Annotated in this window: 22 protein-coding genes and 1 other RNA gene; 14 read left to right on the forward strand and 9 right to left on the reverse strand. The window is 62.9% G+C overall.

What is annotated here, in order from left to right:
- Positions 1-6 precede the first annotated feature (6 nt).
- From FJ434_RS05585 to FJ434_RS05610, 6 genes are all read right to left on the reverse strand, one after another.
- Positions 7-1,638, reverse strand: coding sequence for an ABC transporter ATP-binding protein (locus FJ434_RS05585; RefSeq protein ID WP_140746439.1), 1,632 nt, complete (start codon positions 1,636-1,638; stop codon positions 7-9).
- Positions 1,635-2,780 (reverse strand): ABC transporter permease, encoded by a 1,146-nt coding sequence (locus FJ434_RS05590; RefSeq protein WP_140746442.1) that lies wholly within the window; start codon positions 2,778-2,780, stop codon positions 1,635-1,637. The genes FJ434_RS05585 and FJ434_RS05590 overlap by 4 nt, the downstream gene beginning before the upstream one ends.
- Complete coding sequence (locus FJ434_RS05595) at positions 2,780-3,874, reverse strand: microcin C ABC transporter permease YejB (RefSeq protein WP_027142081.1); 1,095 nt, start codon at positions 3,872-3,874, stop codon at positions 2,780-2,782. Before FJ434_RS05595 ends, FJ434_RS05590 begins: the two co-directional genes overlap by 1 nt.
- A gap of 30 nt (positions 3,875-3,904) precedes the next feature.
- A complete protein-coding gene (locus FJ434_RS05600; protein ID WP_140746634.1) occupies positions 3,905-5,773 on the reverse strand; it encodes an extracellular solute-binding protein in 1,869 nt (622 codons plus the stop codon).
- Between the two features lie 14 nt (positions 5,774-5,787).
- On the reverse strand, positions 5,788-7,665 hold the full coding sequence (locus FJ434_RS05605; RefSeq protein WP_140746445.1) for an extracellular solute-binding protein: 1,878 nt from the start codon (positions 7,663-7,665) through the stop codon (positions 5,788-5,790).
- Positions 7,666-7,828: 163 nt separating this feature from the next.
- On the reverse strand, positions 7,829-8,491 hold the full coding sequence (locus tag FJ434_RS05610) for a cytochrome c family protein (RefSeq protein ID WP_140716056.1): 663 nt from the start codon (positions 8,489-8,491) through the stop codon (positions 7,829-7,831).
- 193 nt (positions 8,492-8,684) lie between these two features.
- On the opposite strand from FJ434_RS05610, the gene FJ434_RS05615 reads away from it, so the two are divergent.
- Both FJ434_RS05615 and FJ434_RS05620 read left to right on the forward strand, forming a co-directional pair.
- The gene (locus FJ434_RS05615; protein ID WP_140746448.1) at positions 8,685-9,413 is read left to right on the forward strand and encodes a 3-deoxy-manno-octulosonate cytidylyltransferase; all 729 of its coding nucleotides are present in this window, start codon (positions 8,685-8,687) and stop codon (positions 9,411-9,413) included.
- Between the two features lie 9 nt (positions 9,414-9,422).
- On the forward strand, positions 9,423-10,286 hold the full coding sequence (locus FJ434_RS05620) for a prephenate dehydratase (RefSeq protein WP_140507718.1): 864 nt from the start codon (positions 9,423-9,425) through the stop codon (positions 10,284-10,286).
- Between the two features lies 1 nt (position 10,287).
- Here the strand turns inward: FJ434_RS05620 and FJ434_RS05625 are convergent, their stop codons facing one another.
- From FJ434_RS05625 to FJ434_RS05635, 3 genes are read right to left on the reverse strand one after another with little or no spacing between them, the layout of a single operon-like run.
- Entirely contained in the window at positions 10,288-10,587 is a 300-nt protein-coding gene (locus FJ434_RS05625; protein ID WP_140746451.1) for a Dabb family protein, read from the reverse strand.
- Positions 10,588-10,614: 27 nt separating this feature from the next.
- Positions 10,615-11,559, reverse strand: coding sequence for an NAD(+) diphosphatase (gene nudC, locus FJ434_RS05630; RefSeq protein ID WP_140507714.1), 945 nt, complete (start codon positions 11,557-11,559; stop codon positions 10,615-10,617).
- A 52-nt stretch (positions 11,560-11,611) separates the two neighbouring features.
- Positions 11,612-12,031, reverse strand: coding sequence for an HIT family protein (locus FJ434_RS05635; RefSeq protein WP_140716064.1), 420 nt, complete (start codon positions 12,029-12,031; stop codon positions 11,612-11,614).
- A 144-nt stretch (positions 12,032-12,175) separates the two neighbouring features.
- Between FJ434_RS05635 and ffs the strand changes: the two genes are divergently transcribed.
- From ffs to FJ434_RS05695, 12 genes are all read left to right on the forward strand, one after another.
- Positions 12,176-12,272: signal recognition particle sRNA small type (gene ffs / locus FJ434_RS05640), an RNA gene on the forward strand.
- A gap of 102 nt (positions 12,273-12,374) precedes the next feature.
- Positions 12,375-14,204 carry a DNA polymerase III subunit gamma/tau gene (locus FJ434_RS05645; RefSeq protein ID WP_140746454.1) on the forward strand — a complete coding sequence of 610 codons (1,830 nt, stop codon included), beginning with the start codon at positions 12,375-12,377 and terminating at the stop codon, positions 14,202-14,204.
- 31 nt (positions 14,205-14,235) lie between these two features.
- Positions 14,236-14,559, forward strand: a complete 324-nt coding sequence (locus FJ434_RS05650; RefSeq protein WP_140746457.1) for a YbaB/EbfC family nucleoid-associated protein — start codon at positions 14,236-14,238, stop codon at positions 14,557-14,559.
- 15 nt (positions 14,560-14,574) lie between these two features.
- Positions 14,575-14,982 (forward strand): hypothetical protein, encoded by a 408-nt coding sequence (locus FJ434_RS05655; protein WP_140746460.1) that lies wholly within the window; start codon positions 14,575-14,577, stop codon positions 14,980-14,982.
- A 253-nt stretch (positions 14,983-15,235) separates the two neighbouring features.
- A complete protein-coding gene (locus FJ434_RS05660) occupies positions 15,236-16,240 on the forward strand; it encodes a cell wall hydrolase (protein WP_140746463.1) in 1,005 nt (334 codons plus the stop codon).
- A gap of 80 nt (positions 16,241-16,320) precedes the next feature.
- Positions 16,321-16,926 (forward strand): recombination mediator RecR, encoded by a 606-nt coding sequence (recR, locus tag FJ434_RS05665; protein WP_027142068.1) that lies wholly within the window; start codon positions 16,321-16,323, stop codon positions 16,924-16,926.
- A gap of 26 nt (positions 16,927-16,952) precedes the next feature.
- Positions 16,953-18,236, forward strand: coding sequence for a lytic murein transglycosylase (locus FJ434_RS05670; protein WP_246678264.1), 1,284 nt, complete (start codon positions 16,953-16,955; stop codon positions 18,234-18,236).
- Positions 18,237-18,497: 261 nt separating this feature from the next.
- Positions 18,498-20,141, forward strand: a complete 1,644-nt coding sequence (locus FJ434_RS05675; protein ID WP_140507704.1) for an ABC transporter substrate-binding protein — start codon at positions 18,498-18,500, stop codon at positions 20,139-20,141.
- A gap of 18 nt (positions 20,142-20,159) precedes the next feature.
- Positions 20,160-21,221 carry an ABC transporter permease gene (locus FJ434_RS05680; RefSeq protein WP_027142065.1) on the forward strand — a complete coding sequence of 354 codons (1,062 nt, stop codon included), beginning with the start codon at positions 20,160-20,162 and terminating at the stop codon, positions 21,219-21,221.
- A gap of 178 nt (positions 21,222-21,399) precedes the next feature.
- Positions 21,400-22,326, forward strand: a complete 927-nt coding sequence (gene nikC / locus FJ434_RS05685; protein ID WP_140716074.1) for a nickel transporter permease — start codon at positions 21,400-21,402, stop codon at positions 22,324-22,326.
- Complete coding sequence (locus FJ434_RS05690) at positions 22,323-23,168, forward strand: ABC transporter ATP-binding protein (RefSeq protein WP_140746466.1); 846 nt, start codon at positions 22,323-22,325, stop codon at positions 23,166-23,168. The genes nikC and FJ434_RS05690 overlap by 4 nt, the downstream gene beginning before the upstream one ends.
- Positions 23,165-23,926, forward strand: a complete 762-nt coding sequence (locus FJ434_RS05695; protein WP_140746469.1) for an ABC transporter ATP-binding protein — start codon at positions 23,165-23,167, stop codon at positions 23,924-23,926. Before FJ434_RS05690 ends, FJ434_RS05695 begins: the two co-directional genes overlap by 4 nt.
- The last annotated feature ends 28 nt before the right edge of the window (positions 23,927-23,954 follow it).

A 23,954-nucleotide genomic window follows, 5' to 3' on the forward strand; every position in this document is an offset into this window, starting at 1 on the left:
TAGGGATCACTCGCTGACCACGCCTGTCGGCGCCGTCTCGATCTTGAAGGCGGCCGAGATCAGCGCCCGAGTATAGTCGGTTTGCGGATTTCCAAAAATCTGTTCGGAAGGGCCGGCTTCGACGATCTGGCCGTTGCGCATGACGATGACGTCATTGGCCAGCGCCCGGATGACCTTGAGGTCATGGCTGATGAAGAGATAGGCGAGGTCGTGCTTGGCCTGCAAATTGCGCAGGAGATCGACGACCTGCGCCTGCACGCTCATGTCGAGCGCCGATGTTGGCTCGTCCAGCATGACGAAGCGCGGGTTGAGCACCATGGCGCGCGCGATGGCGACACGCTGGCGCTGGCCACCGGAAAATTCGTGCGGATAGCGGTTTCGGGTCGCCGGGTCGAGGCCGACTTCCTTCAGCACGGCGGCCACCTTGTCATCGCGCTCGTCGGGCGACAGCTTCGGCTCGTGGATCTTCAGGCCTTCCTCGATGATCTCGGCGATCGACATGCGCGGGCTGAGCGAACCGAACGGGTCCTGGAAGACGATCTGCAGTTCGCGCCTGAGCGGCCGCATGGCGTTGAAGGTGAGCTGGTTGATGTCGCGGCCGTTGAACTTGATGGTTCCGGTCGACGAGATCATGCGCGCCAGCGCCAGGCCGAGCGTGGTCTTGCCGGAGCCGGATTCTCCGACCACGCCCAGCGTCTGGCCGGCGCGCACCGTGACGTCGATGCCGTCGACCGCCTTCACATGATCGACAGTGCGCCGGAAGAAGCCCTGCTTGATCGGAAACCAGACCTTGATGTCCTTGCCGGTCATGACAGCCTTGGCTTCGGCATTGGCGGCTGGTGGCTTGCCTTTCGGCTCGGCGGCCAGAAGATGACGCGTATAGGGGTGCTGCGGGCTAGTGAAGATGTCCTTGGTCGGTCCGGTCTCGACGATCTTGCCCTTGGTCATCACGCAGACCCGATCGGCGATCTTGCGTACGATGCCGAGGTCATGAGTGATGAACAGCATCGACATGCCCTTGCGGCTTTTGAGGCCCGCGAGCAGTTCGAGGATCTGTGCCTGAACAGTGACGTCGAGCGCCGTCGTCGGCTCGTCGGCGATCAACAGTTCCGGCTCGTTGGCGAGCGCCATGGCGATCATGACGCGTTGGCGCTGGCCGCCCGAAAGCTGGTGCGGATAGGCATCGAGCCGTTTTTCCGGATCGCGGATGCCGACCTCTTTCAGCAGGGCCAGCGTGCGCGCCTTGGCCGGACGGTCGCTCATGCCTTGATGCAGCTTCAGGATCTCGACGATCTGGTGCTCGATCGTGTGCAACGGATTGAGCGAGGTCATCGGCTCCTGGAAGATCATGGTGATCTTGTTGCCGCGCACCTGCCGCAATTGCTTCTCGCTCATGGCCAGCAGGTCGGCGCCCTGGAACAGGATCTTGCCCGATGGGTGGCTGGCGCTGGGGTAGGGCAGCAGCTTCAGCACCGATAGCGCAGAGACCGATTTGCCGGAGCCGGATTCGCCGACAAGCGCCACCGTCTCGCCCCTGGCGATGTCGAACGAGATATGGTCGACGGCGACAGACTGGCCGCCGTCCTGGCTGAAGGCGACGCTGAGGTCCTGGACGCTGAGCAAGGGGGCGTCGCTCATTTGAACGTCTTGCGCGGATCGAAGGCGTCGCGCGTCGCCTCGCCGACAAAGACCAGCAGCGACAGCATCAGCGAGATGACGACGAAGCCGGATATGCCGAGCCAAGGCGCGTTGAGGTTGCGCTGCGCCTGCTTGAGCAGTTCGCCGAGCGAGGCGGAGCCGGGCGGCAGGCCGAAGCCGAGATAGTCGAGCGAGGTCAGCGTCGAGATCGATCCGCTCAGCAAAAAGGGCAGGAAGGTCAATGTCGCCACCATCGCGTTGGGCAGCAGGTGCCGGAACATGATGGTGCGGTTGCGCACGCCGAGCGCGCGCGCCGCGTTGACATATTCGAAGTTGCGGGCGCGCAGGAACTCGGCTCGCACCACGCCTACCAGCGCCACCCAGGAGAACAGCAGCATCAGGCCAAGCAGGATGAAGAAGCCCGGCGGCAGGATGGCAGCGACGATGAGCAGCAGATAAAGCACGGGAATCGCCGACCAGATCTCGATGAAGCGTTGGAACAGCAGATCGGTCCAGCCGCCGAAATAGCCCTGCAACGCACCGGCGCCGACGCCGATCAGCGCCGAGCCCGCGGTCAGGATCAGGCCGAACAGCACCGAAATGCGGAAACCGTAGATGACGCGCGCCAGCACGTCGCGCGCCTGGTCGTCGGTGCCGAGCCAGTTCCAGTTACCGACATTGCAGGCCGGGTCATCGGCTCCTTGTGGATATTGGTTGCAGCGCGTCTTGGCGTCATATTCCCACGACGGCTTGGCGGGTGCCGCTTCGGGAATGGCGTTGTTGACGGTCTGGTAGGAATAGCGGATCGGCGGCCAGATCATCCAGCCATGGGCATTGATCTCGTCCTGGATTACCGGGTCGCGATAGTCAGTGACGGCATAGAAGCCGCCGAATTTTTCCTCGGGGTAAGCGACCATCACCGGGAAAAGGATTTCGCCCTTGTAGGAAGCGATGATCGGCTTGTCGTTGGCGATGAATTCGGCAAACAGCGACAGCACGAACAGAACGAGGAAAATCCACAGCGACCAGTAGCCGCGCCGGTTGGCCTTGAAATTCTGCAGGCGACGCTTGTTGAGCGGCGACAGGAACGGGCGTGGGAGCCGCTCCGGCAAGAGACCGGCGGTAACGCTTGCCTCCGACATCAGACGTCTCTCCGCTCGAAATCGATGCGCGGATCGACCCAGGTGTACATCAGGTCGGACAGGAGCCCGACGAACAGTCCAAGCAGCGAGAAGATATAGAGATTGGCGAACACCACGGGATAGTCGCGCTCGACCACCGACCGGAAGCCGAGCAGGCCGAGCCCGTCGAGGGAAAAGATGTTCTCGATCAGCAGCGAGCCGGTGAAGAAGGCCGAGATGAAGGCGCCCGGGAAGCCGGCGATGACGATCAGCATGGCGTTGCGGAAGACGTGCCCGTAAAGCACCTGCCGTTCCGACAGGCCCTTGGCGCGCGCCGTCACCACATACTGCTTGCGGATTTCCTCCAGGAACGAGTTCTTGGTCAAAAGCGTCGTCGTGGCGAAGGCCGACAGCACCAGCGCCGTCAGCGGCAAGGTCATGTGCCAGAAATAATCGGCAATCCTGGCCGGCCAGGACAACTGGTCCCAATTGTCGGAAACGATGCCACGCAACGGGAACCAGTCCCAGAACGAGCCGCCGGCAAACAGCACCATCAAAAGGATGCCGAACAGGAAGCCCGGAATGGCATAGCCGACAATGACGACGCCGCTGGTCCAGACGTCGAAGGGGCTGCCGTCCTTCACAGCCTTGCGAATGCCGAGCGGGATCGAGATCAGATAGGACAACAACGTGATCCAGAGCCCGATCGAAATCGAAACGGGCATCTTCTCAAGTATCAGGTCGAGCACGGAAATATCGCGGAAATAGCTGTTGCCGAAATCGAACCTGGCGTAATTCCACAGCATCATGCCGAAGCGTTCGAGCGGCGGCTTGTCGAAGCCGAACTGCTTCTCCAGCTTCTTGATGAATTCGGGGTCGAGACCCTGGGCACCGCGATATTTCGAACCGACATCGCCGGCAGCATCGAAATTGGAGCCGCCCGCGTCGCCGCCACCACCGCCGAGCCGGTCGCTGCCGCCCTGGTTGGTCAGCTTGGCGATGACCTGCTCGACCGGGCCGCCTGGGGCGAACTGGATGACGGCGAAGGATATCGCCATGATGCCGAACAGGGTCGGGATCATCAAAAGGATACGGCGCAGTATATAGGCGCCCATCAGGCCATGCGTCCTGCTCGTGCGAACATATCAGCCTTTGCCAATTTTTGCCGCCTTGCCCTTATCGAACCACCACAGCGTCTCGACCGGAAAGCCGAAATCGGGCTTTTGCTCGACAAAGCCGAACATATCCCAATAGGCGACGCGGTGATTCGCCAGGAACCAACTAGGAATCCAATCGCATCGCGCGCGCAAGACCCGGTCGAGCGCACGCATGGCCACGGTCAGGTTTTCACGGTCCTTTGCCGCGCCCACTGCGTTGATCAGCGCGTCGACCGCGGGATCGGAGATACCCGGCAAGTTACGGGAACCGGAGACGCCGGCGGTGCTCGAATGGAAGAAGACTTCGAGATCGTCGCGAGTTGGCGTCGCGCTGAACGAAAAAGCAGCAGACAAGAGGTCGAAGTCGAAACTCGCCTGTCTCGCCTGGTATTGCGCCGAATCGACCAGCCGGATCGTGGCGTCGATGCCGATCGCCTTCATATTGGCGACCCAGGGCGAATAGACCTGAACGAAGGTATCGTCGTCGACCATAAACTCGGCCGAAAGCCTGCCACCCTTGGCATTGACAACGAAGTCACCCGACCGTTTCCAGCCGGCCGCGGACAGAAGCTTTGCCGCCTGGCCAAGCAGCTTGCGGTCACGGCCGGAGCCGTCGGATGCGGGCTGGGTCACTGCCTTGCCGAAGACCTCTGCCGGGAGATGGCTTCGCAGCGGCTCCAACAAAGCGAGTTCCTGCGGCGAGGGCAGCCCTTCGGCGCGAAAATCCGATTTCTCGAAGCACGATTGCGAGCGCTCGTAGGAGCCGTAGAAGAAGTTGCGGCGAGTCCATTCGAAGTCGAAGCACAGCGCAATCGCCTGCCTCACCCTGGGATCGTGAAATTGCTCGCGCCGCTGGTTGACGGCCGTGGCCTGCATGGACGGCCGCTTCTCGGCCGGGAATTCGTGCTTGATCACCTTGCCGGCGGCCAAGGCCGGAAAGTCATAGCCGGTGGCCCAAACGCGTGACACGAATTCCTCGCGATACGTGATCTCACCCTTCTTGAAGGCTTCGAATCCGGCGTTGCGGTTCTGGTAGAACTCGATGCGGATACGGTCGAAATTGTTCTGGCCGCGATTGACCGCAAGGTCGCGGCCCCAATAGTCCGCCACCCGGTCGTATTCGATCCACGCCCCGGCCGAAAGGCGCCCCACCTTATAGGCACCTGAGCCGAGCGGCGCGTTCAATTGCGAGGAATCGAATGGATTTGCCGTGTAGAAGGCTTTGGACAGGATCGGGAATTCCACCACGTTGAGCACGGTGCGGGCGGATTGCTTGCCGGAAAAAGTAAGCCGCAGCGTGCGGTCATCGACGGCAACGGCATCGACCATATGCGTCAGCGACAGCGATAGGTCGGGATGGCCCTTCTCCTTGTAGAGCTTGAAGGTGAAAGCTGCGTCCTGCGCCGTCAGCGGCGTGCCGTCATGGAAACGCACCTCGGGCCGAAGCGAGAAGGTGAAGCCATTGCGGTCGTCGGAGAGCGTCACGCCATCCGCGATCTGGCCATAGACCGCGTCGGGTTCGTCGAGCGCCCGCACCATCAGCGCGTCGAAACACATCTCCATGCGCGGCGGCGCGTCGCCCTTGTTGGCGAAGGAGTTCAGCGTGTTGAAGGTCTGGGTATCCTGATTGTAGCCCCAATTCGGCGGCGAGAAATTGAAGATGCCGCCAACAGGCGCGTCGACATTGACATAGTCGAAATGCGGGAAATCAGGCTTGTATTTGAGATCGCCGAAGGCGGACAGACCGTGCAGCTTGGTGCCGGTCGCAATATCGGCGAAAGCCTTGCGCGGCAGCAAGGCGGCGGCAGTGGCAGCCGCGCCAAGGGCGAGAAAATCGCGGCGGGGCAACACCGCCATTGATCTTCTACCCATCAATTGCCGCCCTTGTATTTGGCCGCCAGCGCTTTTTCCTTGTCGAGATCGACCCACCAGGAATCGATATCGGCGCCTACATAGGCAGGCTGCTTGTCGGGGAACTTGAACTTGTTCCAATAGGCCAGCCAGACCGCGGAACGGTAATATTGCGGCACCACATAGAAGTTCCACAGCAGGACGCGGTCGAGTGCGTGTGTGGCGGCGACGAGATCATCGCGATCGGTGGCGAAGATGATGCGATCGACCAGCGCGTCGACGATTGGATCCTTGATGCCCATCAGGTTGCGCGAACCAGGCGCATCGGCCGCCTTGGAACTCCAGAAATCGCGCTGCTCGTTGCCGGGCGAATCCGACTGGCCGAACAGACCCGTCACGACATCGAAATCAAAGTTGTTGACGCGGTTGATGTACTGCGTCTGGTCGATGATGCGCAGAGTAGCGTCGACGCCGATCTTGCGCAGATTGGCTATATAGGGGCTGGCGATCACCTGGTCTGTGTCATTCCAGCCGAGGATCTCGAACTTGAACGGTGCGCCTGTCTTGGCGTTGACCATCTTGCCGCCCTTGATGACCCATCCGGCCTTGGCGAAGAGATCGACGGCCTGCTTCAGGTACTTTCGCTCCGCTTGCGGAGAGTCGTAGACAGGCAGCTTGAATTCCTGGGTGAAGAGTTCCGGCGGCAGCTTGTCGCGGTATTTTTCCAGGATTTCCAGTTCCTTGCCCTGCGGCAATCCGCTGGATGCTAGTTCGGTACCCTGGAAATAGCTTGATGTTCGGGTATTGAAACCGAAGAACAGCGTACGATTCATGCTTTCGAAATCGAACGGTATGGTCAGTGCTTCGCGGACCAGCCGGTCTTGGAACAGCGGCCGCCTCTGGTTGAGAGCAAAGCCCTGCATCGGCTGTGGCGAGTGGGTTTGGAAATCCTTCTTGATGACGTCGCCGGCCTTGATGGCCGGGAAATTATAGGCCGTCGCCCATTTGCGGGAACTGTATTCACGGTTGATGTCTTCCAGCCCGCCCTTGGTGAAGGCAAGCCAGGCGGCATTGTCGTCGAGGATGTAGGTGTATCGGCGCGTGTCGAAATTCTCGCGGCCTACCTTCACCGGCAGCTTGGCCGCCCAATAGTCCGGTACGCGCTGCCAGACGATCTCCGAACCCGGCTTGAAGCTGGCGATCTTGTAGGCGGCCGAGCCGAGCGGGATTTCCAACGTCGGCCTGGTGACGTCGCGCTTCTTGCCGCTGGCGTCCGTGCCTTCCCACCAGTGTTTCGGCAGCACGGCAAGGTCGCCCATGATCTTGGGCAGTTCGCGGTTGCCCTTCTGGTTGAAATGGAATTCGACCTCGCGGTCGGAGATTGCCACCGCATCGGTGACGTTCTCGAAATAGCGGCTGTATTGCGGGCTGTTCGCCTTCAGCACCTTGAACGACCAGATCACGTCGTCGACGGTGATCGGCTGGCCGTCATGCCATTTGGCGCGCCGATCGAGCCGGTACGTCGCCGAGGAATAGTCAGCCGGGTATTTGTAGGCGTCGGCGATCAGGGGATGGCTGACGCTGCCCTCATCGGTCGCCTGCTCCATCAGCGTGTCGTAGAGCAGGCCGCCGCCGTATCCGACGAGACCCGCCGCCGGCGATCCCTGGACGATATAGGGATTGAAGCTGTCATAGGTGCCAAGCAGCACCGAATTCAGCGTGCCGCCCTTCGGCGCGTTCGGATTGACGTAGTCATAGTGCTGGAAATTGTCGCCGTATTTGGATTCGCCGATCAGCGATGAGGTGGTCCGCCACTCGTCGGCCCGGGTTGCCTGCAACCCCGCCGCCAGCAGGGCCGCCGCCAGCAACGACCTTAGAAGCGTTCGGCCAACCGTCATGCACTATCCTCTTCGCCATGCCTGCGGATCATCCAGACGCAATCTAGATGATTTGGCGCTCGTGAAAACCGCCATGCGCGGCTTTGTCGCCGCACCATGCGTTTTCCCTAACGAAAAAGCCGGGCAGAACCCGGCTTTTTCAAGATGACCACGGTATTTCCGGTTATTTTGCCGGTGCGGCCGGCGCAGGCGCTGCCGGAGCGGCAGGCGCCGCAGGCTTTGCCGGGGCGGCTCCATCGGCCGGCTTGGCGGGCGCGGAGGCGTCCGCGGCGGCGCCCGGCGCCGGCAGCGGCTTGGGGTTGTCCGACAGCGTGCGCAGATAGGCGATGACGTTGGCGCGGTCTTCTTCCTTCGGCAGGCCAGCAAAGCCCATCGCCGTGCCCTTCACGAATTTCTTCGGCGAAGTGATGAAGTGGTTGATGTTGTCGTAGGTCCACTTCTCGGAGCCGCCCTTGGAGAATTCCTTCATGCCGGCCGAATACGCGAAGCCTTCATGCTCGGCGACCGGGCGGTCGACGAGATCCCAAAGATCGGGGCCGACCTTGTTTGGGCCGCCCTTTTCGCCGGAATGGCAGGCCTGGCACTTCTTGAAGATGGCAGCGCCCTGGTCGACGCTGGCACTGGCCAGGAGGTCGGCGATCGGCTTTTCGGCTGCTGCCGGCGCAGCCGCGCCGCCTTCGGCAGGTTCGGTCGCCTCGATGGCGAAGCCGGGCTTTTCCGGCGCGGGCGAGGCAAACAGCGCGTCCGACACCAGGCCGACCGAGAAAACGACGAAGACAGTTCCGAGCAATCCGGCGAGCAGTTTGTTGACTTCGTTGGAATCCATTCGCCCCTTGCTCCCTTTTCCGGCGGACTGATCCGTCCACTCCGTCCGTCGGTATCGAGACCTGCCCTCCAGAGCCGGTCAAATCGGGCGGAAACTAGGTCTTTTGCTCGGGCGTTGCAACACCTATAAGGACGCTGCCAGTGAGACCTTTTGCCACTTTTCCCCTCCTCGTTTCGGACGCCTTGCCAGACCGATGTCCACCTTGATCCTGATACCGGCCCGCATGGCCTCGACCCGCCTGCCGGGCAAGCCGCTGGCCGATATATCAGGCGCGCCGATGATCGTGCATGTCGCCCGCCGCGCGGCCGAAGCCGGCCTTGGCCGGGTGGTGGTGGCGACCGACACGCAGAGCGTGGCCGAGGCGGTGCGCGCGCATGGTTTCGAGGCGGTGATGACGCGCATGGATCATGAGTCCGGCTCGGATCGCATCCACGAGGCGTTGGTTGCTCTTGATCCCCTGGGCAAGGTCGAAACGATCGTCAATGTGCAGGGCGACCTGCCAACCATCGATCCCGCCATCATCGCCGCCTCGCTCAGGCCGTTCGAGGACGCCACGGTGGATATCGCCACGCTCGGCGTCGAGATCGTCCGCGAGGAGGAAAAGACCAATTCCAACGTCGTCAAGATCGTCGGCTCGCCGCTCTCCGGCACGCGGTTGCGGGCGCTCTATTTCACCCGGGCCACGGCACCGTGGGGCGAGGGGCCGCTCTATCACCATGTCGGTCTCTACGCCTATCGCCGCGCCGCGCTCGAGCGTTTCGTCGCGCTGAAGCCGTCGCCGCTGGAGCGCCGTGAGCGGCTGGAGCAGCTGCGGGCACTGGAGGCCGGCATGCGCATCGACGCCGAGATCGTGCAGTCGCTGCCGCTTGGCGTCGACACGCCGCATGACCTGGAACGCGCCAGGGAAATTCTTTCAAACTGAGATATCCGCATGCCTGAAAAGACCAACAGAATATCCTTCCAGGGCGAGCCGGGCGCCAATTCCGACACCGCCTGCCGCAACGTCTATCCCTCGATGGAGCCGTTGCCTTGCCCGACCTTCGAGGACGCGTTCAATGCCGTCGAGACCGGCAAGGCCGATCTCGCCATGATCCCGATCGAAAACACCATCGCCGGACGCGTCGCCGACATCCACCATCTTCTGCCGGAATCGAGGATGCACATTGTCGGCGAATATTTCCTGCCGATCCATTTCCAGCTGATGGTGCTGCCCGGCGTCAGGCGCGACGAGATCAAGACCGTGCACACCCACATCCACGCCCTCGGCCAGTGCCGCAAATACATCCGCAAGAACGGCTGGAAGGGAGTAGTCGCGGGGGACACGGCGGGCGCCGCCAAGATGGTCTCCGAGGTCAAGGACCGCACCATGGCCGCGCTGGCCCCGGCGCTGGCCGCGACGCTCTACGGGCTCGACGTCATCGAGGAGAATGTCGAGGACACCGACAGCAACGTCACCCGCTTCGTGGTCCTGACCAAGAGCAAGCAATGGGCCGAGCGCCCGGCACCCGACGTCAAGATGATGACGACCTTCATCTTTCGCGTCCGCAACGTGCCGGCCGCGCTCTACAAGGCCATGGGCGGCTTTGCCACCAACGGCATCAACATGACCAAGCTGGAGAGCTATCAGCTCGGCGCCTTCACTGCGACGCTGTTCTACGCCGACATCGAGGGCCACCCCGACGATCCGCTGGTCAAGCTGGCGCTGGACGAGCTTCGCTTCTTCTCGCGGGAAGTGCGGATCCTCGGCGTCTATCCGGCCAGCGAGTCACGCGAGCAGTGGAAGGTGGCGGATTGAGCTACCAGCCCAGCGGCACGTAGTCGATCTCCATGAAGGTCCCGACCTCCGGCACCCAACGGTCGCGCACGAAGGCGACATGATCGGGATGGTCGTTGTACCTGGTGTAGGCGGCCTGGTCGGCGAACTCCATCGAGAAGCCGAACCGATAATCGTTCTTGGGGCTGATCTGCCGCAATTGCTCGAAATGCGTGACGCCCCGGATCGCCGAGAGGATTTTCCTGGCGTCGACGAGAAATCGCTTTTCCTCCAGCGAATGCGGCGGGTGCTTCAGCGTGAAGACGACGGTGTGACGGATCATTTGTCTCTCCTGCAATGACTTCGATATTCACAATTCGCTGTCGACCCAGGCACGGATGAGGTGATGCGCGATGGCGCCTTTCGGCGGCGTGACCAGGGCGTGGGGGTGCGCACGGTCCAGCATCAGGCGCACCTCGTCGCGCAAAAACCAGCGGCAGTCCTCCAACTCGTCGAGATCGGCCTGGATGTCGTCGTTGAGCGGCTCGCCGAAGCAGCCGATCATCAGCGAATAGGGAAACGGCCAGGGTTGGCTGGCGTGGTAGACGACGCGGCCGAGCCGTATTCCGGCTTCCTCCAGCGTTTCGCGGCGCACCGCCGCCTCGATCGTCTCGCCCGGCTCGATGAAGCCGGCAAGCGCCGAATACATGCCCGGCCCGAAATGCCGGCCGCGCCCGAGCAGGCATTTCTCCCGCGTCGCCGTCAGCATGATCGCCACCGGGTCGGTGCGCGGAAAATGCTCGGTGCCGCAATTGGGGCAATGGCGTTTGTAGCCACCCGCCCGCATCTGCGATTCGGTGCCGCATTTGCTGCAGAAGCGGTGGCTGGCGTGCCAGGCCAGCAGGGCCGCCCCTTGCGCCATCGCGCCGGCGGCGGCCTCGTCGATCAGCCCTTGCATATAGACCGAGCGGTAATCGATCGCCTTGACGGTTTCAGGCAACTGTTCGGCATCGATGCCGGCCAAGACCGCCAGCACCGGCCCCTGTTCGGAAAACCCGAGCAGGACACTTTGGTCGAAGGAAGGGCGGAAGGGCTCGCTCTCGGCGACGCGGTACCAAGGGTCGAAACCGCCATCCGCCAGTTTCAGGTGGAGCCGGCCGCCATTCATCAAAAGCAGCCGCGTCGTCGGATCGGCCAGCGCCTTGTCGACCGAATCGTCTGCGCGGTTCTCGGATTGCCGGTCGATCGTGTTGCCGGCAAAGCCGACGAACTGGCTTGGCTCGCGCAGGGGCGCGTCAAACAGGCGGAAGCTCATAGGGACTCTGCTGCTTTGGGATGGACATGCTTGGGATGGACACGGGGAAGGCTTATAGCGCTGCCCTTATCGTTTCGGCAAACCGGCGCAGGTCGGAACGCTCATACGGCTCTCGCAGGCCATGTCCCCACACCGGGCCGGGCCAGCCGGGGTCGCCCTCGGACCGTGCGACGATGTGGACATGCAGTTGGCGCACGATGTTGCCGAGCGCGCCGGTGTTGATCTTGGTGCAGCCGCTCACCTTCTTCAGCGCCTGCGCCACCATGTTGGTCTCGAAGGTCAGCATCGCCTGGTCGAGCGGCGTCATGTCGTGGATTTCCTCCGCGCCCGGGCGCTGCGGCACGAGGAGCAGCCATGGCCAGCGGCGGTCGTTCATCACCCGCAATTCGCACAGCCCAAGCCACATCAACTGCTCGCTGTCAGCCTCCAGCCGGGCATCCAGCGTGAATCCGGCCTTCAGGCCCGGCAGCATCGGCGTTTCCCTTGCTTTTCTTGGCTTCCTCAAACCCTGAACGCTAAAGCGGCTGCACCGGGGCTGCAAGCGAATCTCGTGGTTCGCGGTGCCGATTTGCCTGCGCACTTGCATTTCGTCGCGCAATTGCCGATATGGACAGCGGGAGGTTGGTGGTGGACGATCCACTCGCCAACCGGGTCAGGTCCGGAAGGAAGCAGCCCTAACGAGCCCGGAACGGGTCATTGTTCCAGCCTCCCACCTCATCGGCCCTCCTCGCGACATTGACGACGCATTGCAGCGCGGGCGAGACTATGCGCAGGAATCGGCGCCTTTGGGCGGCCTTTTGGAGCTTAACGGGCGAATGAGCGAAGCCGGAAATTCGGGGCCCGATAGTCTGGCGACGGGCAAGGCCGCTGCCTATCGCGTGCTGGCGCGCAAATACCGTCCGTCGAATTTCTCCGAGCTCGTCGGCCAGGAGCCGATGGTGCGCACCCTCACCAACGCCTTTGCCACTGGCCGCATTGCCCAGGCCTGGATGCTGACCGGCGTGCGTGGCGTCGGCAAGACCACGACGGCGCGCATACTGGCGCGTGCCCTGAATTATAAAACCGCCACCGTTGACCAGCCCTCGGTCGACCTCGCCGTGCTTGGCGAGCATTGCCAGGCGATCATGGAAGGCCGCCATGTCGACGTCATCGAGATGGACGCCGCCTCGCATACCGGTATCGACGACATTAGGGACATCATCGAGCGCGTGCGCTATGCGCCCGTCTCGGCTCGCTACAAAGTCTACATCATCGATGAAGTGCACATGCTGTCCACGCAGGCCTTCAACGGCCTGCTGAAGACGCTGGAAGAACCGCCGCCGCACGTCAAGTTCATCTTCGCCACCACCGAGATCCGCAAGGTTCCGATCACCGTCCTGTCGCGCTGCCAGCGTTTCGACCTGCGGCGCATCGACGCCGGCGCGCTGGTCGCGCATCTCTCCTCGATCGCCGGCAAGGAAGGCATTTCAGTCGACGACGACGCGCTGGCCATGATCGCGCGCGCTGCGGAAGGTTCCGCCCGCGATTCGCTCTCCATTCTCGACCAGGCGATCGCCCATGGCGCCGGCTCCGTCAGCGCCGAGGCCGTTCGCGCCATGCTTGGCCTGGCCGACCGCGCCCGCATCGTCGATCTGTTCGAATATGTGATGAAGGGCGATGTGGCGGCAGCACTCGGCGAATTCCGCGCGCAATACGACACCGGTGCCGATCCGGCCGCCGTGCTCACCGATCTGGCCGAGTTCAACCACCTCGTCACCCGTTTGCGCTTCGTGCCGACCGCCATGGACGATGCCTCGCTGTCGCAGGACGAGCGCCAGCGCGGCGCCGATTTCGCCAGGGCGCTGTCGGTCCGCGTGCTGTCACGGACCTGGCAGATGCTGCTCAAGGGCATTCCCGAAGTGCAGTCCTCCAACCGGCCAGTCAGTGCCGCCGAAATGGTGTTGATCCGGCTGGCGCACGCCGCCGACCTGCCGACATTGGACGAGGCGCTGAGATCGCTGGAGAGCGGTGCTTCGGCGACTGGCGCCGCGCCGCGCCCGAACGGCGCGCCCGTGAACCCCGGCAATGGCGGTGCAGGCGGCAATGGCGCCAGCGCCGTGGCGCAGGCGCGCATTCCTGGCGGGTCGGGCGGCGCGCAGACCATGCGGCTGGTCGAGGCCACGCCCGCTCCGGCCGCCTTCGTAGCGCCCCCGCAACCTGCGCCGGAGACGCAAGCCGTACCGTTGAAATCGCTGGCCGACATCGTTGCCCTCGCCGACGCGCAGCGCGACATCGCCTTCAAGGTGCTGGTCAAGCGCTGCATCCGTCTGGTGCACATCGAACCCGGCCGCATCGACGTCAGCCTGACCGATGACGCGCCCAAGATGCTACTCAACGAGCTGACGACGAAACTGCGCGCCTGGACCGGCCGCAGCTGGCTGGTGGCGCTGTCGAAGGAAGACGGCGGCCAGACGTTGGCCGAAATGGAATCGACGAAGCGTGAAAACGCCTTCCTCGACGCCAGGAACGACCCGACCGTGGCCGCCATCCTGGCCCGCTTTCCCGGCGCCAAGATCATCGATGTGCGAATTCCCGATACGCCGGACGCCGACGCGACCGACGCCGAAATGCCGGTCGAGCCGCCGGCCGATGACGACGAACCCTGATATCCAGCACTAATCCGCAAAGGATCGGACCATGAAAGATCTTCTCGGCCTGATGGGCAAGGCGAAGGAAATGCAGGCCAAGTTCCAGGCCATGCAGGATGAGATCGCCACGGTCGAAGCCGTCGGCCAGGCCGGCGGCGGCCTGGTCAGCATCACGTTGAGCGGAAAGTTCGACATCAAGTCGCTGAAGATCGACCCCTCTTTGTTCAGGGAAGACGAGGTCGAAATCCTCGAGGATTTGATTCTTGCCGCGCACAATGACGCCAAGGCCAAGGTCGAGCAGATCATGCAGGAAAAAACCAAGGCGTTGACCGCCGGCCTGCCCATCCTGCCGGGAATGAAACTGCCTTTTTAGGCGTTCGGTGCGCCCATGATCGGCGAGCCGTCAGAAAGACTGATCGAGCAGCGTATCCGCAACAGGATCTACGAGATTCTGGAGATCCTCGCCGACTGCGATGCAGGTGTCGATCTCGTCGGCATCAAGGGCTACTTCAATCTCTTCGAGGATTTCGTGCACCGCCCGTCGATCGAGGCCGGCACGTCGGCGCTTTCGAAGGATGAACGCGCCATCGTGCTGGAAATCGCCGAGTTCCTGGAGGCGGCCTCCGAAACAAATCCTGATTTCACCAAGGCCGAGTTCATCGACAGCGACTGGCCGGGCAAGATCGCGCCGACGGCCAAGGAGGCGCGGGCGCTGTTTCTCAGGCGGGGCCTGTTTTCAGACACGATCGAAGAGATCGAACCCGGTTGGCCGGCAGCAATCGCCGCCGGGCGATAGACTGTTCTGGGAAGCCGTGGCGCGCTCTTCCCGGCAAAAAGCGTATGGCGTTTACCCCAGCGGAATTGCGGCAAAACGAAGAAAAGGCGGTCATCGTCCGTGGGAAACGACGGCCCGATCCATCTGGAAAGCCTCGATTTGTGTCAATTAGGCAACAGTCCGCCGTTAATAACGTTTTGGCCATCATTTTGCCCGAAAGTGTCTCATTCTTGCCGCAGCCTGGGGGCGGGCATCGAAGTGAGAGGGTTACCTGTTGATAGCCACGCGATGGAAGACGCCGCTATTGCTCGGCGTCGTCACGTCTCCCCTTTTATTGGCCGCTTGCAGCCAGACCACCTCGCACGGCATGTCGGTCGCCAGCCTGACCGACGCCATCACGCCGAGCTTCTTGAGTTCGCGCGCCTACAGCCATACGCCGAAGGACAGGGAATGCCTGGAACGGGCGATGTTCTTCGAATCCAACCGGTCGAGCCGCGATGGCATGATCGCCGTCGGCACGGTGGTGATGAACCGGCTGCGCTCGGGCAATCATGGCAGCACCATCTGCCAGGTGGTGGGCGAGCCCGGGCAGTTCGCGCCGGGCGTCATGACCAGGGCGATGAATTCAAGTGCAATGCCCGATGTGGAGGAGGCCGCCGACGCCGTGCTCAAGGGCGAGCGCAAGGCCAAGCTCAAGAACACGATGTATTTCCACACCGCCGGCCTGCGCTTCCCCTACAAGAACATGCACTACACCATGGTTGCCGGCGGCAATGCCTTCTACGAAAAGCGCGGCCGCAACTGGCAGCCGCTGCCGGATGAGCCGCTGGTCGCGTCGGCCGAGTCGCCAGCCGCGTTGCCGGGAGTACCCGCGACGCGTGTCGCGTCCGTCGAGATGGTGCGCCCGGCCAAGGCGACCGCCCGCAATGCCCCGGCAGAACAGGTCTACATGACCGCAGCGGCGGAACCGGCCAAGCCGGCGCCCGCTCGCACTGCCCCCGCGCAGCAGACCTATCTGACCGCATCCGCGGCGCCGTCGGCAAAGTCCGCGCGAGTCCAGGCGAAGCCAATCGAAATTGCGATGCAGGAGCCGATGGAAGAGCCGGACGCCGCCCGTTTTGGCGGAACCTTGAACAGCGGAACCTCGAACAAAAGGGTCATCTCCTCGGTCCAGGACGCTCCGCAGGAAGCATCGATGGGATTCCAGTCGACGCCTGAGAACACCGACGCCATAGGCGCGATGATCGTCAGCCAGGGTCGCCCGCTCGAAACCAACTGATTCTCGCATGGCAGCATGGCGGCGGACCGTGCGTCGACAGGGATGTTTCAAACCGCTCTGAAAAATCCTAGATCAGTGCGATGTCCAAGCGAATCGCCGGTCCCGAGATTGAACGCCTGATCCAGCTTCTGGCCAAGGTGCCGGGGCTTGGCCCCCGTTCAGCTAGGCGCGCGGCGCTGCACCTGATCAAGAAGAAGGAACAATTGCTGTCGCCGCTCGCCGCCGCCATGGGCGAGGCCGCCGACAAGGTGCGCATCTGCTCGACCTGCGGCAATGTCGACACCTCGGACCCCTGCATGATCTGCACGGACCCACGCCGCGATGCCGCCACCCTGATCGTCGTCGAGGACGTCTCGGATCTCTGGGCGCTGGAGCGGGCGGCGGCGATGAATGTGCGCTACCATGTGCTCGGCGGCACGCTGTCGCCGCTCGACGGCATCGGCCCCGATCAGCTCAACATCCGTTCGCTGGTCGACCGCATAGCCGGCGGCGAGGTCAAGGAGGTCATCCTCGCCGTCAACGCGACGGTCGAGGGCCAGACCACCGCGCACTATCTCACCGATCAGCTCTCTGGCTTCGAGGTCAAGATAACGCGTCTGGCGCACGGCGTGCCGGTCGGCGGTGAACTCGACTATCTCGACGAAGGTACTCTGGCCGCCGCGCTGCGCTCGCGCACGGCGTTTTGACCAGATCGGCGGAGAGGATGCGCACGATGACCGTCACGCATCTTTCGAGGCAGGTGGTGCACGCCCCCCAACCTCTCAGGTTGGCTTTGCTTTCCTTTCTGGCCGCACTCCTCGCCGTCCTCCTCACCATCCCCGCATCCGCCGCCAAGATCGACGACCAGTTCCGCGCATGGCTCCAATCCGACCTCTGGCCCGACGCCAAGGCGAAAGGCATTTCCAAAAGCACGTTCGACGCCGCGTTCACCGGCATCGAGCCCAATCTCGATCTCCCTGACCTTGTCTTGCCAGGCGAGAAGCCGAAGACGCCGCAAAAGCAGCACCAGGCCGAGTTCGGTTCGCCCGGCGCCTATTTTGCCGAGAAGACGGTTCGTGCGGTGACATCGGGTGGACGCACCCGCAAAGCCGCCAATGCCCGCACGCTTGCCGCGATCGAAAAGCGTTACGGCGTGCCGGGTGAAATCCTTCTTGCGATCTGGGGCCGCGAGACCGGATTCGGCGCGGCGAAGATGCCCTACGACGCCTTCGAGGTGCTGGGCACCAAGGCGTTCATGTCGACGAAAAAGGATTTCTTCCGCACCGAGCTGCTGGCGGCGCTGGAAATCGTCGAACGCGGGCTGGCCCCGGTCGGCGCGATGAAATCGTCCTGGGCCGGCGCGCTCGGCCAGCCGCAATTCATGCCGACCTCTTTCCTGAAACATGCTGTGGATTTCGACGGCGACGGCCGCGTCGACATCTGGAATTCGACGCCTGACGTGCTGGCCTCGATCGCAAATTACCTTGTCCATTATGGCTGGGTGAGGGGACGCGGTTGGGGTTTCGAGGTGACCGTTCCCGAGAGCGTCTCCTGCTCGCTGGAAGGCCCGGACCAGGGCAAAAAGATTTCGCAATGGGCCGCCATGGGCATCAAGCGCGTGGGCGGCAAAGCGTTCCCGGCGAGCGAGCTGAAGACGGAAGGCTTCCTGCTGATGCCGGCCGGCCGCAGCGGCCCGGCCTTCATCGCCACCCCCAATTTCTACGTGCTGAAGGAATACAACACCAGCGACCTCTATGCGCTGTTCATCGGCCACGGCGCCGACCGCATTGCCCATGGCGATCAGAATTTTTCCGGTAACTGGGGTCCGGTCGGCGATCTCCACCGCTCCGATATCGCCGCCTTGCAGCGGACCCTTGAAGCCAAGGGCTATGATGTTGGCAGCGCCGACGGCCTGCCGGGCTTCAAGACCCGCCGCTCGATCGGCAGATGGCAGGAAAAGAATGGTCAGGCGGCCACCTGTTTTCCTGATGCCGGTCTGGTCGCCGCGCTGAAATAGCTTCGAAATTTTAGCAGATTTTTCACGATCCGCGGCGTCATTTGGCCGCGCATGCGTCGACACGCCGCCGTGCATTCTGCTCCACTGAGGCTGTCTCGCAAATCCTCGTTGCCGGGCCGGGTGTCGCCGGATAAGGTATTGACCAACTGGACAAAAACCACGACGTTGGTGGCTCAGAGGCTCTCGTCGAGCCTTGAAAGAACACCGCAACCCTGAGCCGGGAACTCAGGTCAACAAACAACAAAACAGGGAACAATCATCATGATGATGGAAAAGCTTGCTCTACGATCCCGCACCTTGCTTGCGGGCGCCGCGGTGTCGGCGCTGCTTCTGGCCGGCGCGCCGGCTGGCGCGGTCACGCCCGCCGACACGCTTGTCGAAGGTTTTGCCATCGACGACATCATCTCGATGGATCCGGGCGAGGCGTTCGAGCTGTCGACCGCCGAAGTCACCGGCAACACCTATGACCTTCTTGTGCGCCTCGACCTCAGCGACACCTCCAAGGTCAAGCCCGACCTCGCCGCAAGCTGGACCGTCTCCGACGATGGCCTGACCTATACGTTCAAGCTCAAGCCGGGCCTGAAATTCGCTTCCGGCAACCCGATCACCGCCGCCGACGTCGCCTGGTCGTTCGAGCGTGCCGTCAAGCTGGACAAGAGCCCGGCCTTCATCATCGATCAGTTCGGCATCAGCGGCGACAACGTCACCGAAAAGGCCAAGGCGGTCGACGACACCACCTTCCAGTTCACCGTCGACAAGGCTTACGCGCCAAGTTTCGTCCTGAACTGCCTGTCGGCCACCGTCGCCTCCGTTGTCGACGCCAAGCTGGTCAAGGAACATGTCGCGGCGGTGACGCCGAGCGCCGACTACAAATGGGATAATGACTTCGGCAATGCCTGGCTGAAGACAGGCTATGCCGGCTCGGGCGCCTACAAGCTGCGTGAATGGCGTGCCAACGAGGCGGTCGTCATGGAGCGCAACGACAATTATTACGGCGAAAAGGCCAAGCTCGCCCGCGTCATCTACCGCAACATGAAGGAAAGCTCGGCCCAGCGCCTGGCGCTTGAAGCCGGCGACATCGACGTTGCCCGCAATCTCGAGCCGAATGACCTCGACGCCATCGCCAAGAACGCCGACCTCACCACCACCAGCGCGCCGAAAGGCACCGTCTACTACATCAGCCTCAACCAGAAGAACCCGAACCTCGCCAAACCCGAGGTCCGTCAGGCCTTCAAATACCTTGTCGACTATGATGCCTTGAGCTCGACCATCCTCAAGGGCATTGGCGAAATCCACCAGACCTTCCTGCCCAAGGGCGTGCTCGGCGAACTGGACGAAAACCCGTTCAAGCTCGACGTCGCCAAGGCCAAGGAACTGCTGGCCAAGGCAGGCCTGCCCGACGGCTTCAGCGTCACGATGGATGTACGCACCGGCCAGCCGACCACCGGCATGGCGGAATCGATCCAGCAGACGCTCGGCCAGGCTGGCATCAAGCTGGAGATCATTCCGGGTGACGGCAAGCAGACGCTGACCAAATACCGCGCCCGCAACCACGACATTTATATCGGCAATTGGGGCCAGGACTATTTCGATCCGAACTCCAACGCGCAGACCTTTGCCTCGAACCCGGACAATTCGGATGCAGGCAAGTCCCACACGCTCGCCTGGCGCAATAGCTGGGACATTCCGGATCTGACCAAGGAAACGGAAGCGGCACTCCTGGAAAAGGATTCGGGCAAGCGCGCCGATATGTACAAGGATCTTGAGAAAAAGATTCTCGACACCAGCCCCTTCGTCATCATCCACCAGCAGCTGGAAGTCGCGGGTCTGCGCAAGAACCTCAAGGGCTTCGCGCTCGGTCCGAGCTTCGACACCAACTTCGTCGGGCCGGTTTCCAAGGAATAGTGTTCGCGGACACGCCGCATGAGCGCGATTGAAAACGAGGGCGGGCGCGGCAGCGCCCGCGCCGTCGCCCTTGCATCATCGCTCGGCCGTTTCCTGGTCATTGCGGTGACCACCTATCTTGGTCTTCTCGCGGTCACCTTCTTCATTGGCCGCGTCATCCCGATCGACCCGGTGCTCGCCGTTCTGGGCGACCGGGCACCCGCCAATGTCGTGGAGCGCACGCGCCGCGAGATGGGCCTCGACCTGCCGTTGATCGAGCAGTTCTATATCTATGTGAAACACGCGCTGAGCGGCGATTTCGGTATCTCGGTGCTGACCACAAACCCCGTCATGACCGACATCCGCCGCGCTCTTCCCGCAACGACGGAACTTGCGACATTGGGGACACTGATCGGCGCGCTGTTCGGTGTGCCGCTCGGGGTGCTGGCCGCGGTCAAACGCGGCAGTCTCATCGATCAGATCGTGCGCATCATCGGCCTGATCGGCTATTCCGTACCCATCTTCTGGCTGGGTCTGCTGGGTTTGGTGCTGTTCTACGCCAAGCTGCAGTGGGTGGCCTTCCCTGCACGGCTCGACATCGTCTACGAATACACTTTCACGCCGATCACCGGTTTCTACCTGCTCGACTCCGCGATGCAGGGACAGTGGGACGTCTTTTACGATGCCTTCCGCCACATCATCCTGCCGGCCTCGCTGCTCGGCTATTTCTCGCTCGCCTATATCAGCCGCATGACGCGCTCGTTCATGCTCAATGAGCTCGCCCAGGAATATGTCGTCGCGGCGCGCGCCAAGGGCCTGTCGGAAACGCGCATCATCTGGGGCCACGCGTTGCGCAATGCCGCCGTGCCGATGGTGACCGTGATCGCGCTGTCCTATGCCGGGCTGCTCGAGGGCTCGGTACTCACCGAGACCGTCTTCTCCTGGCCGGGCATCGGCCTCTACATCACCAACTCGCTGCAGAACGCCGACATGAACGCGGTGCTCGGCGGTACCATCGTCATCGGCTCGGTGTTCATCGGCATCAACCTTCTGTCCGACCTGCTCTACCGTGTGCTCGATCCGAGGACCAAGACAGGATGAGTAGAGGTATTTCGGGCTTGGCTGCGGCTAGTCACCCTTCGGGCCACCTCTCCCCCTGCCAGGGGGAGAGGAAAAGGCGGTCGCATGCTTGGCGCCTTTCCTTTCCCCCGTCGAACCGGGGAGAGGTGGTCTGCGAAGCAGACCGGAGCGGGGGTCGACAGCTTCAAGGGGCATCGTCATGACCGTCTCCGACGCCCGCCCCTTCTCCCGTCGCGCATGGTTGCTGTCGGAGCGGCCGGCATCGCGCATGCAGGCAAGGCTCGGTCGCGCCTATGTCGCGTGGCGGCGCTTTTCCGCCAATCGTCTGGCCTTTGTCGGTCTGCTGATCATCATCGCCCTGCTGCTCGTCGCCGCCCTTGCCGGTGTGCTGGCGCCGTATTCGCCGACCTTCGGTGACTTGAAGAACGCGCGGCTGCTGGCGCCGAGTGCGCAACACTGGTTCGGCACCGACGACCTCGGCCGCGACATCCTTTCGCGCATTCTCTACGGTTCGCGTTGGACCCTCTATGTGGTCATTCTGGTCGCCATCATCGCGGCTCCCATCGGTCTTCTGGTCGGCACCGTCGCCGGCTACGCCGGCGGCTGGACCGATGCCATCCTGATGCGCATCACCGACATCTTCCTCGCTTTCCCCAAGCTGATCCTGGCGCTGGCCTTTGTCGCCGCCCTCGGTCCCGGCATCGAGAACGCGGTGCTCGCCATCGCCATCACCTCCTGGCCGCCCTATGCCCGAATTGCCCGCGCGGAAACGCTGACCGTGCGCAATTCGGATTACATCAAGGCGGTGCAACTGATGGGCGCCTCGCCCTTCCGTATCGTGCTGCGCCACATCATGCCGCTCTGCATCTCCTCGCTGATCATCCGCGTCACGCTCGACATGGCCGGCATTATCCTGACCGCCGCCGGCCTCGGCTTCCTCGGCCTTGGCGCGCAGCCGCCACTGCCCGAATGGGGCACGATGATCGCGTCGGGGCGCCGCTTCGTGCTCGACCAATGGTGGGTGGCCGGTGCGCCGGGCTTCGCCATCCTCATCGTCAGCCTCGGCTTCAACCTGCTTGGCGACGGCCTGCGCGACGCACTCGATCCCCGGAGCAGTGACCAATGAGCCGCCAGACGGGGACACTGCTTGAGGTAGATGATCTGCGCGTCACCTTTCCGACCCGTACCGGCATGATCGAGGCGGTGCGCGGCGTCTCCTTTTCGCTCGGCCGCGAACGGCTCGGCATTGTCGGCGAGTCCGGCTCGGGCAAGTCGCAGACGGGCCGCGCCATCATGGGCCTGACACCGCCGCAGGCCCGGATATCAGCCAGCAAATTGACCTTCGACGGCATCGACCTGCTCGGCGTCTCGCCACGCCAACGCCGGGCGCTGCGCGGCAACCGCATCGCCATGATCCTGCAGGATCCGAAATATTCGCTCGACCCGGTGATGAGCATCGGCCGCCAGATCGTCGAGACTTTGCGCACCCATGAAAAGGTCGGCAAGGCCGAGGCGCGCGAGCGCGCGCTGGCCATGCTGGAGGCGGTACAGATCCGCGATCCCAAACGTGTCTTCGACCTGCATCCGCACGAAGTGTCCGGCGGCATGGGCCAGCGTGCCATGATCGCCATGATGCTGATCGCCGGGCCGGAAATGATGATCGCCGACGAGCCGACCTCGGCGCTTGATGTCACGGTGCAGCTCGACGTGCTCGGCATTCTCGACAGGCTGGTCGCAGAGCGCGGCATGGGGCTGATCTTCATCTCGCACGATCTGCGTCTGGTCTCGTCCTTCTGCGACCGCGTCATCGTCATGTATGCCGGCAAAGTGGTCGAGCAGCTCAAGGCTTCGGAACTCAGCCAGGCGCAGCATCCCTACACGCGCGGCCTGCTCAACTGCATGCCCAAGATCGGCGCCGACCGTCACCCGCTGCCGGTGCTCGACCGCAAGCCAGAGTGGGCGGCATGACTTCCGCGATTGCCGTCGACAGGCTGGAGGTGATCTTCGACCGCTTCCGCGCGTTGAAGGGCGTCAGCCTCGATGTGCAGCCGGGTGAATCCTTCGGCCTGGTCGGTGAATCCGGCTCAGGCAAATCGACACTGCTGCGAGCCATAGCCGGCCTTGCGCCGGTCGCCTCGGGCAGCATCACCGTCAACGGCAAGACGCTCGGCACGCGCCGCGACAAGGCTTTTTACCGCGAAGTGCAGATGGTTTTTCAGGATCCGTATGGCTCGCTGCATCCGCGCCAGACCGTCGACCGCCTGCTGCAGGAGCCGCTTGCCATCCACAGCTTTGCCGATGGCGAAAAGCGGATTGAACGCGCACTCGACGAGGTCGGCCTCGGCAACGGTTTTCGCTTCCGTTATGCGCACCAATTGTCGGGCGGCCAGCGCCAGCGCGTGGCGATCGCGCGCGCGCTCATCCTCGAGCCCTCGATCCTGCTGCTCGACGAGCCGACCTCGGCGCTCGACGCCTCGGTGCAGGCCGAAGTGCTCAACCTGCTGGAGGAAGTCCGCCGGCGGCGCAAGCTGACCTTCCTGATGGTCAGCCACGACCTCGCCATCATCACCCACATGTGCGAGCGGCTGATGGTGATGCAGGGCGGCGAGGCGGTGGAGAATCTGGTGGCGAACGACCTCGTCGAGCGCCGCGTGACGAAGGATTATACGCGCAACCTGCTCAGGGCGAGCGACGGGTTTGTGAGAACCGCCTCCGATCAAGTTTGACGATAGTTGTCCGACGCGACGATAGTTG

This window comes from Mesorhizobium sp. B2-5-13 (assembly GCF_006440535.1).
GTDB lineage: Bacteria > Pseudomonadota > Alphaproteobacteria > Rhizobiales > Rhizobiaceae > Mesorhizobium > Mesorhizobium salmacidum.

Coding starts and splice junctions, on each gene's coding strand:
- FJ434_RS05610 (WP_140716056.1), bottom strand. CDS start 8,491: ATGGATTCCAACGAAGTCAACAAACTGCTCGCCGGATTGCTCGGAACT.
- FJ434_RS05605 (WP_140746445.1), bottom strand. CDS start 7,665: ATGACGGTTGGCCGAACGCTTCTAAGGTCGTTGCTGGCGGCGGCCCTG.
- FJ434_RS05620 (WP_140507718.1), top strand. CDS start 9,423: ATGCCTGAAAAGACCAACAGAATATCCTTCCAGGGCGAGCCGGGCGCC.
- FJ434_RS05615 (WP_140746448.1), top strand. CDS start 8,685: ATGTCCACCTTGATCCTGATACCGGCCCGCATGGCCTCGACCCGCCTG.
- FJ434_RS05695 (WP_140746469.1), top strand. CDS start 23,165: ATGACTTCCGCGATTGCCGTCGACAGGCTGGAGGTGATCTTCGACCGC.
- nudC (WP_140507714.1), bottom strand. CDS start 11,559: ATGAGCTTCCGCCTGTTTGACGCGCCCCTGCGCGAGCCAAGCCAGTTC.
- FJ434_RS05690 (WP_140746466.1), top strand. CDS start 22,323: ATGAGCCGCCAGACGGGGACACTGCTTGAGGTAGATGATCTGCGCGTC.
- FJ434_RS05595 (WP_027142081.1), bottom strand. CDS start 3,874: ATGGGCGCCTATATACTGCGCCGTATCCTTTTGATGATCCCGACCCTG.
- FJ434_RS05680 (WP_027142065.1), top strand. CDS start 20,160: ATGAGCGCGATTGAAAACGAGGGCGGGCGCGGCAGCGCCCGCGCCGTC.
- recR (WP_027142068.1), top strand. CDS start 16,321: ATGTCCAAGCGAATCGCCGGTCCCGAGATTGAACGCCTGATCCAGCTT.
- FJ434_RS05590 (WP_140746442.1), bottom strand. CDS start 2,780: ATGTCGGAGGCAAGCGTTACCGCCGGTCTCTTGCCGGAGCGGCTCCCA.
- FJ434_RS05655 (WP_140746460.1), top strand. CDS start 14,575: ATGATCGGCGAGCCGTCAGAAAGACTGATCGAGCAGCGTATCCGCAAC.
- FJ434_RS05585 (WP_140746439.1), bottom strand. CDS start 1,638: ATGAGCGACGCCCCCTTGCTCAGCGTCCAGGACCTCAGCGTCGCCTTC.
- FJ434_RS05675 (WP_140507704.1), top strand. CDS start 18,498: ATGATGATGGAAAAGCTTGCTCTACGATCCCGCACCTTGCTTGCGGGC.
- nikC (WP_140716074.1), top strand. CDS start 21,400: ATGACCGTCTCCGACGCCCGCCCCTTCTCCCGTCGCGCATGGTTGCTG.
- FJ434_RS05670 (WP_246678264.1), top strand. CDS start 16,953: ATGACCGTCACGCATCTTTCGAGGCAGGTGGTGCACGCCCCCCAACCT.
- FJ434_RS05650 (WP_140746457.1), top strand. CDS start 14,236: ATGAAAGATCTTCTCGGCCTGATGGGCAAGGCGAAGGAAATGCAGGCC.
- FJ434_RS05635 (WP_140716064.1), bottom strand. CDS start 12,031: ATGCTGCCGGGCCTGAAGGCCGGATTCACGCTGGATGCCCGGCTGGAG.
- FJ434_RS05645 (WP_140746454.1), top strand. CDS start 12,375: ATGAGCGAAGCCGGAAATTCGGGGCCCGATAGTCTGGCGACGGGCAAG.
- FJ434_RS05600 (WP_140746634.1), bottom strand. CDS start 5,773: ATGGCGGTGTTGCCCCGCCGCGATTTTCTCGCCCTTGGCGCGGCTGCC.
- FJ434_RS05625 (WP_140746451.1), bottom strand. CDS start 10,587: ATGATCCGTCACACCGTCGTCTTCACGCTGAAGCACCCGCCGCATTCG.